At 38.4% G+C, this 15,220-nt stretch carries 17 protein-coding genes; 3 read left to right on the plus strand and 14 right to left on the minus strand.

Annotated elements, in window-relative coordinates; genetic code table 11:
• Window positions 1-94 precede the first annotated feature (94 nt).
• The 7 genes from AWN68_RS11055 to AWN68_RS11085 form a co-directional block, all read right to left on the minus strand.
• A complete protein-coding gene (locus AWN68_RS11055) occupies window positions 95-1,237 on the minus strand; it encodes a 6-bladed beta-propeller (RefSeq protein ID WP_068415415.1) in 1,143 nt (380 codons plus the stop codon).
• A gap of 74 nt (window positions 1,238-1,311) precedes the next feature.
• A complete protein-coding gene (locus AWN68_RS11060; RefSeq protein WP_068415416.1) occupies window positions 1,312-1,524 on the minus strand; it encodes a hypothetical protein in 213 nt (70 codons plus the stop codon).
• Between the two features lie 276 nt (window positions 1,525-1,800).
• Complete coding sequence (locus AWN68_RS11065; RefSeq protein WP_068415417.1) at window positions 1,801-2,241, minus strand: DUF5606 family protein; 441 nt, start codon at window positions 2,239-2,241, stop codon at window positions 1,801-1,803.
• Between the two features lie 63 nt (window positions 2,242-2,304).
• On the minus strand, window positions 2,305-2,895 hold the full coding sequence (yihA, locus tag AWN68_RS11070) for a ribosome biogenesis GTP-binding protein YihA/YsxC (protein ID WP_068415420.1): 591 nt from the start codon (window positions 2,893-2,895) through the stop codon (window positions 2,305-2,307).
• Between the two features lie 74 nt (window positions 2,896-2,969).
• A complete protein-coding gene (locus tag AWN68_RS11075; protein WP_068415423.1) occupies window positions 2,970-3,881 on the minus strand; it encodes a hypothetical protein in 912 nt (303 codons plus the stop codon).
• 38 nt (window positions 3,882-3,919) lie between these two features.
• On the minus strand, window positions 3,920-4,627 hold the full coding sequence (locus AWN68_RS11080) for a YqjF family protein (protein WP_068415426.1): 708 nt from the start codon (window positions 4,625-4,627) through the stop codon (window positions 3,920-3,922).
• A gap of 44 nt (window positions 4,628-4,671) precedes the next feature.
• A complete protein-coding gene (locus AWN68_RS11085; protein ID WP_068415429.1) occupies window positions 4,672-5,214 on the minus strand; it encodes a GNAT family N-acetyltransferase in 543 nt (180 codons plus the stop codon).
• A 270-nt stretch (window positions 5,215-5,484) separates the two neighbouring features.
• Between AWN68_RS11085 and AWN68_RS11090 the strand changes: the two genes are divergently transcribed.
• Entirely contained in the window at window positions 5,485-5,913 is a 429-nt protein-coding gene (locus AWN68_RS11090; RefSeq protein WP_068415431.1) for an FKBP-type peptidyl-prolyl cis-trans isomerase, read from the plus strand.
• A 120-nt stretch (window positions 5,914-6,033) separates the two neighbouring features.
• Here the strand turns inward: AWN68_RS11090 and AWN68_RS11095 are convergent, their stop codons facing one another.
• The 3 genes from AWN68_RS11095 to AWN68_RS11105 form a co-directional block, all read right to left on the minus strand.
• On the minus strand, window positions 6,034-6,465 hold the full coding sequence (locus AWN68_RS11095; RefSeq protein WP_068415436.1) for a DUF3995 domain-containing protein: 432 nt from the start codon (window positions 6,463-6,465) through the stop codon (window positions 6,034-6,036).
• A gap of 80 nt (window positions 6,466-6,545) precedes the next feature.
• Window positions 6,546-7,352: a 3'-5' exonuclease gene (locus AWN68_RS11100; RefSeq protein ID WP_068415437.1), complete on the minus strand. Its 807-nt coding sequence runs from the start codon at window positions 7,350-7,352 to the stop codon at window positions 6,546-6,548.
• A 25-nt stretch (window positions 7,353-7,377) separates the two neighbouring features.
• Window positions 7,378-8,748: a UDP-N-acetylmuramate--L-alanine ligase gene (locus AWN68_RS11105; RefSeq protein ID WP_068415438.1), complete on the minus strand. Its 1,371-nt coding sequence runs from the start codon at window positions 8,746-8,748 to the stop codon at window positions 7,378-7,380.
• A 161-nt stretch (window positions 8,749-8,909) separates the two neighbouring features.
• On the opposite strand from AWN68_RS11105, the gene dnaB reads away from it, so the two are divergent.
• Together dnaB and AWN68_RS11115 are read left to right on the plus strand one after the other, a co-directional pair.
• Complete coding sequence (dnaB, locus tag AWN68_RS11110) at window positions 8,910-10,487, plus strand: replicative DNA helicase (protein WP_068415440.1); 1,578 nt, start codon at window positions 8,910-8,912, stop codon at window positions 10,485-10,487.
• A gap of 68 nt (window positions 10,488-10,555) precedes the next feature.
• On the plus strand, window positions 10,556-11,560 hold the full coding sequence (locus tag AWN68_RS11115) for a zinc-binding dehydrogenase (protein ID WP_068415443.1): 1,005 nt from the start codon (window positions 10,556-10,558) through the stop codon (window positions 11,558-11,560).
• Here AWN68_RS11115 and AWN68_RS11120 read toward each other — a convergent pair whose 3' ends face one another.
• The 4 genes from AWN68_RS11120 to AWN68_RS11135 form a co-directional block, all read right to left on the minus strand.
• Complete coding sequence (locus AWN68_RS11120; protein WP_068415446.1) at window positions 11,561-11,950, minus strand: hypothetical protein; 390 nt, start codon at window positions 11,948-11,950, stop codon at window positions 11,561-11,563.
• Between the two features lie 59 nt (window positions 11,951-12,009).
• Complete coding sequence (locus tag AWN68_RS11125) at window positions 12,010-13,020, minus strand: PorP/SprF family type IX secretion system membrane protein (protein WP_068415449.1); 1,011 nt, start codon at window positions 13,018-13,020, stop codon at window positions 12,010-12,012.
• Window positions 13,017-14,105 carry a gliding motility-associated C-terminal domain-containing protein gene (locus tag AWN68_RS11130; RefSeq protein ID WP_068415451.1) on the minus strand — a complete coding sequence of 363 codons (1,089 nt, stop codon included), beginning with the start codon at window positions 14,103-14,105 and terminating at the stop codon, window positions 13,017-13,019. The genes AWN68_RS11125 and AWN68_RS11130 overlap by 4 nt, the downstream gene beginning before the upstream one ends.
• Window positions 14,095-15,220: tail fiber domain-containing protein (locus AWN68_RS11135; RefSeq protein ID WP_172796062.1), on the minus strand; the 1,126-nt coding region annotated here is incomplete at its 5' end. The genes AWN68_RS11135 and AWN68_RS11130, both read right to left, overlap by 11 nt.

Consider the following 15,220-nt stretch of genomic DNA (forward strand, 5'->3'; position numbering starts at 1 on the left):
GGGTCTACTTGAAAGTCTTTGCTGATGAGCGCTAGGCCAGTTTGTATATCTTCTTGAGTTATTGAAAACATGTTCTTAAGATAATAAGGTTACCTTAATTAATATCCCAGAACATAAGGACATTATTCTCATCAATATCTTTGAGTTTGTCTGCTGGAAAACAATTTAACTCCTTCAGCATTTTAATCTGACTTGGTAATAGATGAAACACCAATTGGTTGTTTATAGCAGTCAAAGGGTCGAACCTTGAAACAAAGCAATCCATGTTAACATTCCAATTGTCACGAGGAATAACATTGGTAGTCCCTTTTTCTTTATCATAAAAAGCCATGTATACAGTAAGGTTAATTTGAAACTTAAAATATAGATAACTCTCTGTGTCATATATTGCCCCTATGTCCCATACCTTACCTAAGTTATAAAGATCATTCATTACATCTATTCCTCGTTTTTTCTCCTTTGTAAAGAAATCTGTCGGGAAATTTAGTTCACCAAAGTCTAGTATTATATCTTCTCCTTCAGAAAGATTTATAAGCCTATTTGAAAAAGCATCAAAAAAATACCAACTATTATTTACTTGAGTGAAATTTTGGGTTGTCACGTAATAGAAATCTGCTCTAAGCATATCCGCAGGTACGATTACTTCTGGGTTGGTCAAATTTAAGTTGGTTGAAATAACCAAGCCAGTTTCATTACTATCTTCTTTAAAAGAAAAGGCTATATTGTTTGTGTAGAAAAAATACTTTGAGTTTGTTTTTATAAATTTTTCAGCGGCAAAAGGTAATTTCATTTCATTGATGAAATCTCCATTTTTAGAATAGGTGATTATCTTACGTTGTGCTTCGTCTAATAATTCAATGGTGCCATCTAAGTTAATCCACAAATCGGTTGGTTGGCGATATTCTCCTGGACCGCTGCCTGTTTTACTAATAAAATTTAAGAGATTTCCATCTAAATCGTATATGAGGATGATTTGCCCTCTATCACCATCAAGCAAATAAATACGATCATTTTGTATAATGAGTTTTGTGATTTCCGCGAAGAATTTATCTCCAGTTTTAAGAATCTTGTATTTGGCACCAGAAATGAATTTTTCAATGCTCTCAGTGGCTTTTTTATCAATCTGACCAATTTCTATTGTATTAACATTTATGCTAGCTTCTTCTTTCTTGGAGCAAGAAAATATTAATAGTGAAGTTCCTAAAAGTATTGATAACCCAACAGATTTGGCATTCATAGGTAAGAGTTTAATTGTTTTGTAGGTTGAAAGTATTCGCTTTCAACCTACATGTTTTTTTGATTTTAACTTTTCTATTCCTGTTCTTCAATGATGATTATTTCATCACAGAAACGTTGATCCTCGGCTTCGCAATCCCCTCCACCTTCTGCACAACGTATAACGGCTACTGGTTTGTCAGGGCATTGTTTGAATGTCGTTCTGTACCCAGCCGATAATGACGTTGTGATAAAAAGTGCACCAAAAATGAGGAGGTTAGCTAATGATTTTGTTTTTAAATTTCTCATAATTATATATTTTGATTTAAAATCAAAATCAATATCAATATATCCAAATATTTATCTAAATAATGTGACTATAACTGGCAGAAGTGATGATAGTTACCTTGTTTAAAACTAGAATAGGTAGATTTTAGTTATTATTTCGATAAACCGATTCAGTACCTTCATCTTCCGGTAGTTGCTAATCTTTCGGGTCTACTTGAAAGTCTTTGCTGATGAGCGCTAGGCCAGTTTGTATGTCGTTTAAATCCATAAAAAAAGCCGGTTGAGACCGGCATTTAATTATTTTTCTTCTTTTGTTTCGGCTTCTTCGTCTGCTTCCGGTTCTTCTTCGAAAACCTCTGGATGATCTTTAGACAATAGGTTATACCAAGTCACCAATTTCTTGATGTCCGATACATACACCCTGCTTTCATCATAGTCAGGCAAAATATGCTGTAAAAAAGACTTCAATTCATCGGGATCAGAGGTTTTGCTTAAGCCTGTGTCGCCATCAAATTCAGCGTGGATTTTCCTCATTACATCGGCCAAAGGAGTAGCTCCTTCTTCGGTATGAGTGTAAATAGAAATCTCACTTAGAATGGACACTTGCGCATCGGCTCCTACGACTACCTTCTTTTTCTGAGCGTCTAAAGACTCCAGAATTATCCCCGTTCTTCCTGGTTTTGCAATTCTAAACAAACCACCTTTTCCAGTTACTGCGGCAATTTCTTCAAACTTCATATTTACGATTTATACATTATTGCCTTTGGGCGACCCCGCCATTGGCTTTGATTAAAATAAAAATTATGCGGTGAGCACTCCGTGAATGTACTCAGCAATTTCTGTACGGCCTAAACCTGATTCGGCCGAACTTACGAACATCACAGGTAACTCTTCCCAAGTTTCTTTCATTACCTTTCTAAAGCGGGCAATGCTCTGCTGAGATTTGTTAATCGATTGCTTATCGGCTTTGGTGAAAATGAGCCCTAAAGGTATTCCAGCTTCTCCCAACCATGTTACAAACTCGATGTCTATTTTTTGCGGCTCCAATCGGCTATCAATCAGCACAAACACCATTTGGAGGTTTTCTCTTTCCAAAAGGTATTTCTCAATCATAATACTCCAAGCTACTCGGTTTGACTTACTGGTTTTGGCATAGCCATAGCCCGGCAAATCGACCAAGTACCACTGATCGTCAACAATAAAGTGATTGATCAGTTGTGTTTTGCCAGGTCGGCCAGAAGTTTTAGCCAAGTTCTTCTTTTGCGTAAGCATATTAATGAGGGACGATTTTCCCACATTAGAACGGCCAATAAATGCAAACTCAGGCTTATCTGGTTTGGGGCATAAATTGTGATCCGTATTGCTTATTACAAAACTCGCATTTTCAAACATGGTGCAAATGTAAATAAGTACCGCGAACCTTTAAACCTTTCTTTGTTCTTATTTGTGAGGAGGATCAGAAGTAGTTAATTGATCTCTTTTTGAAGGTTTGGGTTGTGCTCGATGATTTCACACAGTTTTAGGTAGTCCAATAAGTCAATCCTTTCATCGATTCTAATGAGGTATTTCTGCGAATCAACGAGCTTTTCAAGCTGTTCTAAATCAATTGAGTTTTGGATTTCAATTACTGATCTATCTTGTTCATTGCTTTTGGGTTTTTGAGGTGCTGGTGGTATGTTTTTAAATCTGATGAATGAGTCGAGTGCTTGTTGATTAATGCTGATTTGATCCCTCTGAATATAGAATTCTGCAAGCACTTTGTGCCCAGTAATCAAAGTAACCTCATTCAAGCCACTTATTTGGAGCCATTGGTAAACTTCTACAAGATCATTGAATGTAACCTCTTCTCCTATAAAGAGGGCTAAAGGTTGATTTGAAATGCCATGCCCTCGATTTATATATTCAGGGATTTGACTCAAGTCTTTTATTACGTCATTCAACCTTACTTGGAGCGAATCATTCATTTTCATCAAATGAATAAAAAGCATGTTGGCATTTGGGTTTAATACTTCATCTGTTTTGAAGTTTATTAAATCATACTGTTGGTTTGGGTCAAAGTGCCCAGAATCGTTTTTATAATATGACCCGTTTCCCAATATTAGATTGCCTGATTTCTTTATGAAACTGGTTTTCCAAGTGTTTCCGTTTGAAAATGTCAGGCTTATGGAATCATCTTTTATGACATAATTAGTTTGGTAGATAAACGAGTATTCATCTGTTAAATAAAGGGCCTCCTCATTAAAAAAGAGCTCGTACGGAATAGATAAAGATTGACCAGGTTGATGGAGATCAAGCCTCCAAAAACCATATAAACTTCTATCACTTCCGCAGGAGAATAGAACGAGTATTAAAATCAATATTGACTTGTAAGTCTTCATCTAGTTATTAAAGTTATCAAGATTGAATAATATGAAGCTTATATCTTCCTTTTATTCTCAACAGTAATTTCAGACCCTTCAGCCAGCATTACGGATACTGGTTTAATGTCGTTAAGCATTGAAAAATCATTTCCGTAAACTGCTTCAAAGTCCACATCAATCTTGTAGTCAGTTACTTTATAGCAATCCCATCGAGGGTGGGTTACTTCGTATTCAAAGGTGGAATTTGCTCCGGCTTTTGTATAGCCCCAATAATGCTCGGTGATAAATTCAGATTCGGAATTTCTGTCAATAACATTGGGGGCTATGTCCGCTTTTAATGAAAAGGTGTTTTTCTTACCATTGTGCAACCAAGTGTATTCCACGGCTCTTTCTTTTTCAAACTCTTTCCATAAATGCGACATTTTCATGGTTTGATAGTGCTCTTTATAAACAGTATTGGCAATGAATGTCAAAGCTGGTTTGGGTACAATTTCCTTGATGAAAACTACACCTCTTTTCCATTTACCATCCTCCTTATATCTCACATAGAACCTAAGATTTACTTCTTCAAAATTGCGATGAAAGGGGATAGGCAAGCCCAACAACTTGGTGTTGAGAAACATAAAGCCTATAAGACTAACATAGCAGGTACCGTTCCATAAGTCTAACTCAGTTTTGGGAGGAAGGTATTTGGTCAGTACCTCTGGGGTGATAACATAATTCGCAATTGCTAGTTTTCGCCATTCGGCTTTTAGAAAGCTCATTTTTAGTTTTTAGAGGTAAAGCGTTTTACTACCAGCTGCCCTCGCTATTGTAGTTTCTGATTTAATCTACCGTAATATATCAAATCTACAATTTTGCCCGAGGTGGTTTTATAGTCCATCCGTAAAGTCCCTTCTATTTCAAAACCACATTTAAGGGCAATGGCCTGCGCTGCTTTGTTCGAATGGTGCGTTCGGAGGAATATTTTTCTGAAGCCATAATGCTCAAAACAGTATTCTACAAAGAACTTCATTGCCTTGGTAGTGATTCCTTTGGCCGCAAATTCAATGTCAGTATAGCAACCAATTTCTGTTTTGGGAATTGACCAATCCAAGTTTTTGAGGTCAAAAAAGGCAATAAAGTTATTGGTTGAATTGTCGATTACGATAAAGGGGTAGTATTGTTTGGAGCTTCTTTTTTGATCGATTTCTTCTAGAAATAGCTTGGTCGACTCAAGGTCTTTTGTTTTTGAAACTGTTCCGGTAAAAAAGTCTTCGAGTCTCTTTCGGTTCCTTTCTACCAAGTCAAAATAGGGGATTAAGTCCGAAGTCTCTAATGGACGAATTGTATAGTGATCGAATGAAATCATATGCTGAATTTATACTAACGTAAAAGAATGTTGACGGAAATTCATGTGCAATGGTTTGCTTGTCTTTTATGTTTCTTCTGAACTGTCTATTTCATCATATTGATCCTTTGCTCAGAAGTTTATAACAATACCCAGTTGAGACTGTTCTACCTTAATAACCCTTAAAAACAAAGAGGTTGGCAGCTTTTCCCGTTATTCTTGGGCATTGCGCTAAGGTTTTATAACTTTGCAACTTCTTGAAAATCAAGGAAAAATTTAAAAGAAAGAATTATGTCAAAAGCAAAGCAAGGCGATAACGTCAAAGTGCATTACACTGGAAGATTGAAAGATGGAACCGTTTTCGATTCATCTGAAGGAAGAGAGCCATTAGGTTTTCAAGTGGGTGCAGGTCAAATGATCAAAGGATTTGATGCTGCCGTAGATGGTATGGAAAAAGGACAAAAAGTAACTGCTGAAATTCCTGCAGCAGAAGCTTATGGTGAAGTTAACCCAGAGTTATACTTCGATGTGCCAAAGGCTAACTTACCTGAAGATTTAAAACCTGAAGTGGGACAGCAACTTGCAATGTCTCAGCCTGATGGTCAACAAGTGCCAGTGAAGGTGAAAGAGGTAAAAGAAGATGTAGTGATTATTGATGCCAATCATGATTTGGCTGGAAAAGACTTGGTCTTTGATATAGAATTAGTTGAGATTGCTTAAGCAATTTTAAACCTAAAGTTAAAACGGACTCACCTTAAAGCGAGTCCGTTTTTTTATGTCATTCTGGCCCTGAAGTTTCGGGCGTTTCAGAATCTCCCTAATCTTGTTAAGAATCCTATGTTATTGGTTGAATATTTGAATAGCGAACCCAGCCAAAGCCATAAATAAACACAAAGGAGAGAATAGCTTAGTATCCATTTTAGCAAAAGGAGTAGACTTGATTTTTTTAAAGAAGCCTACGTATACAAAATCTCCCACTGCCCTGAGTAAAAAGATAAAGGGGACAATCCAACCACCATAAGTAGTCAGCCAATCAGGCATTTCTATTGTTGTGAATACTGCTTGAAATAAATAGAATGCGCCAAAAGCAGAAAGGCCTAAACCTACAATCAGGCTATCGATTTTTTTAGGGTTGAGGACTCTTTTGCCTGCTTCATTGGTAGGTAGCGCTGCCTCAAAACCCCATTGCCCACCCAAAACCCAATTGAAATGGATTAGGCCAAGTACTATTAAAGTGATGGACAATAGGAGTGAGAGAATGGTAGAAAGCATTGGTTAACTTTTGTATTCTAAAACCTAAAATGATACCGATTACTATCTAGGTACTAGCTACTAAATACTAAAATCTAATGTCATCCCATTTTAAAGCCTTTGAGCTTAATCTGCGTTAGTTTACGTTTGGTATCAAGAGGGAAGTCTCCTTGCATCATCCAGTCGTAATAACCACGCTCTTTTTCGAGCACTTCGGTTACAGGTTTGCCCTTGTGCTTACCAAAGTTGAAGACTTCAATGCCTTTGTCGTTAAACACAAATCGTCCACCAAGATCAACCATATTGGAGCCTACCAATTGGTGTAATGAGGCCATATCGTTTTCGATTTTAGCAATTACATTGCCTCCAATGTCTTCTACCGATTGGCCATTGTATTTGTCGAGTTGGGCTTTGAGTACTTCGTAAGTAGCTTCTGTATCCGCCATGGCACCATGTGCACCTTCTAATTCTTTATTACAATAGAATTGGTAGGCCGCAGTCAGTGTCCTTTTTTCCATCATAAAGAAGATTTTCTGCGCATCAACCAACTTTCGGTTGCCTACTTCAAAATCTACTCCAGCCCTTAGGAATTCTTCTACCAAAAGTGGAATGTCAAAACGCACATGATTGAAGCCAGCCAAGTCGGCTCCTTCTAAAAATTTAGCTACACTTTTGGCAAGTGTCTTAAAAGTGGGTTTGTCTTTCACATCCTCATCACGAATTCCGTGAATCATGGCTGATTCCTCAGGAATTGGAATAGTAGGGTTGATCAAATGATGCATTTTCTCTAACACACCATTGGGCATTACCTTAAGTATGGCCAATTCTACGATTCTGTCTTGGGCAATGTTGATACCTGTCGTTTCCAGATCGAAAAACGCCAATGGGTTTTTAAGATTTAATTCCATGATTTCCTGTTTATGCAGGTGCTTTTTAAAGAATGTGTTGCTTAAGTGCTTCTAAGTTAAGTCCTCCAAAACTGCCAGAACTCATAAGAATAAGGTTTTTGTTGGCCCAGCTATGCTGCATCAAATGATCATTTAATTCGGCAGTATCATTAAAGAGTATAATGTCCTTTCTGTTGAAGGCCGTTCTGAGGTCCGCTTCTGTCAATGCTTCAAGCCCTTTTTGTTTTGCGGCTTCTGGATTAATGTAGATAATAGCCTCATCGCTATTATTAAAAGTGTTTTGGTATTGCTCAATAAAGTCTTTGTTCAAGCTGCTGAAGGTGTGCAGTTCGAGACATGCCACCAAATAACGATTTGGAAACTGATTTTTTATGGCTGAGGTAGTGGCCAATAGTTTAGAAGGAGCGTGGGCAAAATCTGTATAAATGGTGGTATTGTTGTTTTTTCCTAGAATCTCCATTCGCTTACCAGCACCTTTAAAGGTCACAATCGCCTTGTAGAACTGGTCATCGGTAACTCCAATTCTTTTGAGTATGGCCTGTGCTCCACTCAAGTTTTGCATGTTATGGTAACCAAAAATTTCAACTTTAATTTCGCCATCAGGCAATCTTAAATAAGTAATGCCATCCCTCACCACATGTTCATGCGCCTTGTAAGGAATATTGGTGACGTCTGGTCTTTCCTTTTCGGCAATAATCATAGAGGCCAAATTATCTTCCTCGCAATAAATCAATGTGCTAGCTTTCGATGAAGAATCGGCCAGTAATTCGAATTGATTTACATAATCATCCAGTGTTGGGAAAACATTGAAGTGATCCCAGGCAATTCCCGAAACGCTCGCGATATGATGGTCGTAGTGTAAGAATTTTGGTCGTGGGTCTAAAGCAGAGGTCAAGTATTCATCACCTTCAATGATAATAATAGGGGCGTCTGATAGTTTCACTTGCTCGTCAAAACCTTTGATTTGAGCACCTACCATATAGTCAAAATCACGTCCAATATCCTTTAAAACATGCATCACAATAGCTGTCATGCTGGTTTTTCCGTGGCTACCTGCAATTACGATACGTTGCTTGTTTTTAGAGGCTTCGTAAATGTATTCTGGGAAAGAAAGTACTTTAATACCTAGTTCTTGCGCCTTTAATAATTCTGGATTGTTCGCCTTGGCGTGCATACCCAGAATCACTAAATCCAAACTGCTATCAATTCTGCTGGCATCCCAACCTTCATTTTCGGGCAATAGGCCCAATTCTTTCAGCTTCGATTTAGAGGGTTCGTAAAAATGATCGTCAGATCCGCTCACTTTGTGTCCTGCCTTATTTAAACACATGGCTAGGCTATGCATGATGCTTCCTCCGATAGCAATGAAATGGATACGTTGAGAATTTTGAGTCATATTATTAGATGGATTGAACGTTCAAAATTAAGACAAAAAGGACGTTCAACAAATAAAGCAAAATAAACTAGAACCTCACGTGTATAACATAGTGTAAAAGTTGTGGGTAAGTACTCGGCACAATCGTTGTTGAACACAGGAATTTGCTCTAGGTTTGAAGTATGGAAAAAGGAAAGTCTGCGGCATTGCGTTTGGGTTATAAATCTAGGAACAATCTAGGTGACGAACTGAGCCAATTGGGGAAACTGCCACCCCAAGCTACAGACCTTGAAGAGGCCATTTTGGGTGCTTTGATGTTGGAAAAGGATGCCTTGACCAATGTGATTGATATTCTTAGGCCAGAATCTTTTTACAAAGAAGCCCACAAGGTAATCTATCAAGCCATTTATGATCTTTTTCAGGCTTCGGAACCCATTGATATTCTTACGGTAACAAGCCATTTAAGAAAAGAGGGCAAAATCGAAATGATTGGTGGGCCATATTATATTACCCAGCTTACCAACCGCGTAAGTTCTGCGGCCAACATTGAATATCATTCTCGAATAGTAGTAGAGCAATCCATTAAGCGAGAGTTGATTCGTATTTCTTCTGAAATTCAGCGCGAAGCTTTTGAGGATACCACCGATGTTTTTAAGCTACTCGATAAAATGGAGCAGTCGCTGTTCGAAGTTTCTGAAACTAATATTCGTAAGGAATATCAGAAAATGAAGGACATTATGACGACTGCCCTTGAAGAAATTCATGCGAGAAGAAATCATAAAGATGGACTCACAGGAATTCCTTCTGGTTTTACCAGTTTGGATCGAGTTACTTCTGGCTGGCAGAAATCTGATTTGGTAATTATAGCAGCAAGACCAGCGATGGGTAAAACTGCTTTTGTGGTTTCTGCCCTTCGAAATGCAGCCGTAGACCATGGGCATGCAGTGGCCATTTTTTCTTTGGAAATGTCATCGGTACAGTTGGTGAATCGTTTGATTTCTGGCGAAGCCGAATTGGAAGGAGAGAAGATCAAAAAAGGCAACCTTGCAGAACACGAATGGGCACAGCTCGTTCACAAAACAGCGAATCTAACAAAAGCCCCCATTTTTATAGATGACACCCCCGCACTTTCCATCCTTGAATTAAGGGCGAAGTGCAGGAGGTTAAAACAACAGCACGACATTCAACTGGTGGTAATTGACTACCTCCAGCTGATGTCTGGCGATTCGTCTAAAGGTGGAGGCTCAGGAGGTAACCGTGAACAAGAAATTGCTTCGATTTCGCGGGCCTTGAAAAATATAGCAAAGGAATTGAGCATACCTGTTATTGCACTTTCGCAGTTGAGTAGGGCAGTGGAAACCCGTGGTGGTGATAAGCGTCCACAGCTTTCCGATTTGAGGGAATCTGGTTCTATTGAGCAGGATGCAGATATGGTAATGTTCCTTTACCGACCAGAATATTACGGCATTACGCAAGACGAAAACGGCATGCCAACCCAAGGTGTGGGTGAAGTGATTATTTCTAAGCACAGAAATGGTTCGCTAGAGAACGTCCAGCTTAAGTTTATTGGCAAGTACACCAAGTTTACCGATTTGGATGTTACTGGTTTTGGTGGAAGTTACGGTACTTCGCTTCCAGGTTCTGGTGCTGCTAGTTTTGAATCTGGCGGTGGCGGTGGTGCAATGACCTATCAAAGTAAAGCCAATGGCAATGACAGTCCACCTGCATTGCCTCCAAGTGGAGAGGACGCTCCTTTTTAAAGCGTCTTGAAAAACAATTCTTATTAGAGTCGGCCACTTATAACCGAAATGCATAAGCCTAAAAACTCATGAAAGCACTTGTTTTAGTAGATCATCCAGAAGACAAAATTCAGTTGTTAGAAGTGGAAAAGCCTAGCCCTACTGAAGGGAAGGTGTTGATTAAGCTGAAAGCAGCTGCTCTAAACAGGCGTGACCAATGGATAAGGGAAGGCAAATACCCAAATATTCAGATGAACACTATTCTAGGTTCTGATGGTGCTGGAACTGTAGAAGAAGTTGGGGCTGGTGTTTCATCCGATTTAATTGGCAACGAAGTAATTATCAATCCAAATATTGATTGGGGAGAAAACCCCAAAGTGCAGTCTAAGGGCTATAGCATTTTAGGGATGCCTACCAATGGCACTTTAGCAGAATATGTAGCAGTAGAAGCTTCAAAAATTCATCAAAAACCAGCACATTTAAGTTGGGCAGAAGCCAGCTCTATTCCTTTAGGCGGACTCACCGCTTTTAGGGCGGTGTTTACTCAGGGACAAGTGGCTGCAGGTCAAAACGTATTGATTTCTGGTGCTGGTGGAGGCGTGGCTCAGTTTGCTATGTTGTACGCTTTGGCGGCCCAAGCAAATGTATATGTTACTTCGGGAAGTGTCGATAAGATTGAAACTTGCATTGGTTTAGGGGCAAAGGCGGGCTTCAATTATAAGGCTGAAGGTTGGCAGAAAGAAGCACTTCAGGCTTCTGGTGGTTTTGATGTAGTTATTGACAGCGCTGGTGGAGATCAACTCAACGACTTTATTAAAATGATGAAGCCCTCTGGCAGGATTGTTTTTTATGGTGCTACCAACGGCACTCCTCAAAAACTAGACATGTTCCGCATGTTCTGGAATCAAATCACTTTGCAAGGCTCTACCATGGGTAACGAACTGGAATTTGAACAAATGGTAGCTTTCATCAATGAACATAAACTCAAACCTATTTTAGATTCAGTTCGACCATTTTCAGAAATCATTTCGGCTTTTAACTCAATGAAAGTGGGAGGGACGTTTGGGAAGTTGGTAGTGAATATGGCGCGCTAGTCACCTAGTAATAGAAAGCTTTGCCGGATAAGTCTTGACATGTCTCAAATAGTCTGTTTGATTTACTCGGGTTTTATAAATAAAGATAAAAGAACCTCTGGAGATGTATTCAGAATACTCGGATTTTAAAACAATTGGACTCTTGTTCAATTCTCTGATAATTCCGAATAAATTGACAAATGTGTCACCGGGCCAATATTTCCAATGAATGCATTCTATATCCTCCAAGATTAACTTTTGAATTTTTAATAACTTTTCAGGAGTGGTGATCCCTACTTTCCAAACAAGACTTTGATTAAATGACGAACTGTTATTGTTTACCCAGTTGTTGATTTGATCTTTGGTTCCTGATGAACCTCTCTCTAAATAGTTTATTGCTGGATTTGACATGATATTTACTTTAGGTTTTCAGTGTGTTACCAGAGGTTTTTTTATTTGATGTCTTCTATTTATCGTTTGATACTGGATTGCTTTTTTGACTTAGAAGTTGAAAACTGAAAGGCAATTTCGTTTGCCGAAAGGCTTTCCATTCCTTGATTTTTCGAACCGTGATCATATGAATAGCTGAATGAAATAGAGTCGTTCAGCTTTAGCCCAAGATTGAAAACTAGGATTTTTTCTTTTCTAAGAGAGAGAGTTGTCCAAAGGTTTTCTTTAAAGATTAATTTCATCGAGTAGTCACTCGTGTTTTTCTCGTAAGGACTGACCCTGTATAATAAGGAACTAATCAGTTGCCAATCAGAATTAAGCGTAAACTTATATCCAGCGTTGATGAGGTGTTGGTTTTTTATTTTAAAACCGTCTTCACTTTCTTGATTTGATGAATTGCCAGAAAACAATCGTTTAATGCCGTATCCAAGCTGTAATTGGTCTGAATAGAACCAAATTCCTAGGCCAAGGTCAAGAAATTTTTCTTTGTTGAAACTTGTTATGAATTGATTAAACGGAAGATCATTATCTTCCAAAATAAAATAATCATCACTCACATTCAATCGTACTTGCCCAATGGTGGCTGCTGTACTTAAACTGTAACGAGCACTTAATGGAAGGTGTATTCCTGTTGTTATATGTGCCGTTGTTTTTTCTAGTAAACCAAAATTATCTTTTGATATAACAGCTCCTATAACGGGTATGGGTTTAGGGTTGAATGCTTTAATAGTGCTATTATCGACATACCTTGTTAACCTAAACCCGTTGCTCATTTTTTGTGTAAGAATTGGGCTTTTGATTGTTCCATAAACCGACATATAGTATGAACTGACGTCATTTATCCGATTAGATTCTTGTTTTCGAACACTAAAATCTAAATTCAGATAGTTAGAAATATTTGTAGCCGCAGGATTAATGAGGTAGTTGTTGTTTAAGTACTGGCTAAACTCAGTGATTTGCTGCGCGAAAGCATTGTTGGTCAATAAGATCAGTCCGATTAGAAAAAGGCGATATAGGTTTAACCCTCTCATTTAATGATAGTAATTTCACCTTCTATAAATTCAAGAGGGTTTTCCTCATCTATCACTTGGTACAGGTAAACACCGAAAGGTTGAGTTTTACCACGAAGCTTTCCATCCCATGGGTTTTCTTGGTAATTGGTTTGAGCATAAAGTAAGTTACCGTAGACATTATAAATTTTCACCTGTGCTCCGGGGAGTTTCTCGATTTCCGGAATAATGAAATAATCATTTATTCCATCATTGTTTGGTGTAAAAACATTTGGTATCAGCGCTTTGTCAATAAGTCTTTTATAGAGTCCAACGGTAATGATGGACTCATAAATTTCCACTTGGGCTTTTGCAATATGGCCATTAGCGCTGCTGCCTCTCGACAGGTTGGCCTCTGTCCGGTTCCACTCTCCATTGTTTTGTATCCAAACTTGCTCCTTCATGTTAGGGTCTTTTACCAAAATTTCATCGTCAAAGTACTCAAGACCTATGCGAAGCTTATCATGAGGTTTCTTTTTTGTACTTACTTTATAATATCTCGTAATACTTTCCCCAAATGGTATGTGCAGTGTTGAATGTCCTCTTTTAATCAGTAGAGTGTCTAAGTTTTCAAAGTTTTCGAAGACTAATCCAAGGTTTCCTACATTTTCGTTTTTTAGATTCTGCTGGGTGTAATATTTGATGATTTCGCCAGAGCCACTACTTACGACTCGATTATTAGAGTTCTCACCAATTAACTTACTTTCATTCTTTGGGAGAAATAGGTTGTAGTCTTGTAGATCCACCTCTCCATTTTCAAGAATAAATTGATTATTGACGGATAGGTGAGTACCAATGACTAATTCACCTGATATTTTTAGTTTAAGATCATGGAAAATAAGTGGAGTAGTACCTTCGATGTATGTGTCTTTTGTGCCTCGAATCGTCACTTCACCTCCGCCCAAATGAAGCTCACCTTCATTCAAAATATTTAACCCATTCATACTTATGGAAGGGCTTCCTTGGCTAACAATTTTACTTTTCGCGCCATTGATAAAAACCTGAGCATTCAAAAAATAAGAGAAGGATGTGAAAAGGGTTAGAATGAGCAGCTTCTTAATCGTCATGCTTATCTCCTTTCTTCAACAAGCTCAAAATTTGGCTGAGCTGATCTTTTAAGCCCTCTACTTCATCATTTAGTTGCTCAATCTGTGACTGTTGTTCTTTAACTGCTTCAACTAAAACGGGTGTAAGTTGTGCGTAATTGAGGCTTAGGTAGCCTTGTGAATCTTCAGTTACTAATTCTGGAAATATTTTCTGAACCTCTTGTGCTATAAAACCAATTTGACGAGTATCACTAAATTTTTTGTCTGGAAATTCCGAAGTTCTCCAATCGTAAGTTTTACCTTCAAGCTTAAGTAAGCTGGATAGCGCATCTTCAATTGGTAGAACAGACTTTTTAAATCTAACGTCAGAAGTAAAACTGTACCAGTTTGCAATTACACTTCCATTAACATACAATTCATGAGATAGTGATGATGGGTTTGCTAAACCAATACTGACCTTGCCATTGAAATTGATAATGTCCTTATCAAAATCGCCATAAATCAAGGGAGAGTTTGAGGGGGAATTTTCAATGTAAAGTTTGTTACTTCCTGTATTACTGAACCCTGCACGATAGCCCAACATAACATTACCACTTCCTGTAGTAACTTTATTCAATGATTGATAACCCAGTGCTACATTTTTTGACCCAGATGTGTTGTCTTCTAATGCCCCAATACCTACTCCTACGTTATCGTCTCCTGTGTTACTTAGACCTGAATCTTCACCGATAAAGACAGATTTGGAATCACTGGTGAATTCCAAGGTCTCATTATTGATTCTTAGGACTTCGTTTCCGGCAGTTTTAAAACGAATAATATCATCATTGCTGTTATTCAGGTCGGTAGTAATGACTGTGTTATTGTCAGTGTCATTGATTTGTCTGTTGTCGCCTATTAATGATGTACTGCTTCCCCAGTTCCCAGCAGTTTTAGGTCCGAATAAGTCTAGCGTAGTGGTGTTGATAAAGAAGTCACCATCAACTCCATCAGAGGAAGCAGGGTTTGAGCTACCATTGAGTATTGTTTTTCCGTCTGCGCCATCAGCTCCATTCGATCCGTTTAGTCCATTAGTCCCAGCTGCACCGTTAGTTCCAGCAATACCTTGGTCACCCTTATCTCCTTTATCACCTTTGTCA

Source organism: Roseivirga echinicomitans (assembly GCF_001592935.1).
Taxonomy (GTDB): Bacteria; Bacteroidota; Bacteroidia; order Cytophagales; family Cyclobacteriaceae; genus Roseivirga; species Roseivirga echinicomitans.

Excerpts from the sequence above, each read along its gene's own strand:
- AWN68_RS11055 (WP_068415415.1), bottom strand. The coding sequence starts at position 1,237 with ATGAATGCCAAATCTGTTGGGTTATCAATACTTTTAGGAACTTCACTA.
- AWN68_RS11060 (WP_068415416.1), bottom strand. The coding sequence starts at position 1,524 with ATGAGAAATTTAAAAACAAAATCATTAGCTAACCTCCTCATTTTTGGT.
- AWN68_RS11065 (WP_068415417.1), bottom strand. The coding sequence starts at position 2,241 with ATGAAGTTTGAAGAAATTGCCGCAGTAACTGGAAAAGGTGGTTTGTTT.
- yihA (WP_068415420.1), bottom strand. The coding sequence starts at position 2,895 with ATGTTTGAAAATGCGAGTTTTGTAATAAGCAATACGGATCACAATTTA.
- AWN68_RS11075 (WP_068415423.1), bottom strand. The coding sequence starts at position 3,881 with ATGAAGACTTACAAGTCAATATTGATTTTAATACTCGTTCTATTCTCC.
- AWN68_RS11080 (WP_068415426.1), bottom strand. The coding sequence starts at position 4,627 with ATGAGCTTTCTAAAAGCCGAATGGCGAAAACTAGCAATTGCGAATTAT.
- AWN68_RS11085 (WP_068415429.1), bottom strand. The coding sequence starts at position 5,214 with ATGATTTCATTCGATCACTATACAATTCGTCCATTAGAGACTTCGGAC.
- AWN68_RS11090 (WP_068415431.1), top strand. The coding sequence starts at position 5,485 with ATGTCAAAAGCAAAGCAAGGCGATAACGTCAAAGTGCATTACACTGGA.
- AWN68_RS11095 (WP_068415436.1), bottom strand. The coding sequence starts at position 6,465 with ATGCTTTCTACCATTCTCTCACTCCTATTGTCCATCACTTTAATAGTA.
- AWN68_RS11100 (WP_068415437.1), bottom strand. The coding sequence starts at position 7,352 with ATGGAATTAAATCTTAAAAACCCATTGGCGTTTTTCGATCTGGAAACG.
- AWN68_RS11105 (WP_068415438.1), bottom strand. The coding sequence starts at position 8,748 with ATGACTCAAAATTCTCAACGTATCCATTTCATTGCTATCGGAGGAAGC.
- dnaB (WP_068415440.1), top strand. The coding sequence starts at position 8,910 with ATGGAAAAAGGAAAGTCTGCGGCATTGCGTTTGGGTTATAAATCTAGG.
- AWN68_RS11115 (WP_068415443.1), top strand. The coding sequence starts at position 10,556 with ATGAAAGCACTTGTTTTAGTAGATCATCCAGAAGACAAAATTCAGTTG.
- AWN68_RS11120 (WP_068415446.1), bottom strand. The coding sequence starts at position 11,950 with ATGTCAAATCCAGCAATAAACTATTTAGAGAGAGGTTCATCAGGAACC.
- AWN68_RS11125 (WP_068415449.1), bottom strand. The coding sequence starts at position 13,020 with ATGAGAGGGTTAAACCTATATCGCCTTTTTCTAATCGGACTGATCTTA.
- AWN68_RS11130 (WP_068415451.1), bottom strand. The coding sequence starts at position 14,105 with ATGACGATTAAGAAGCTGCTCATTCTAACCCTTTTCACATCCTTCTCT.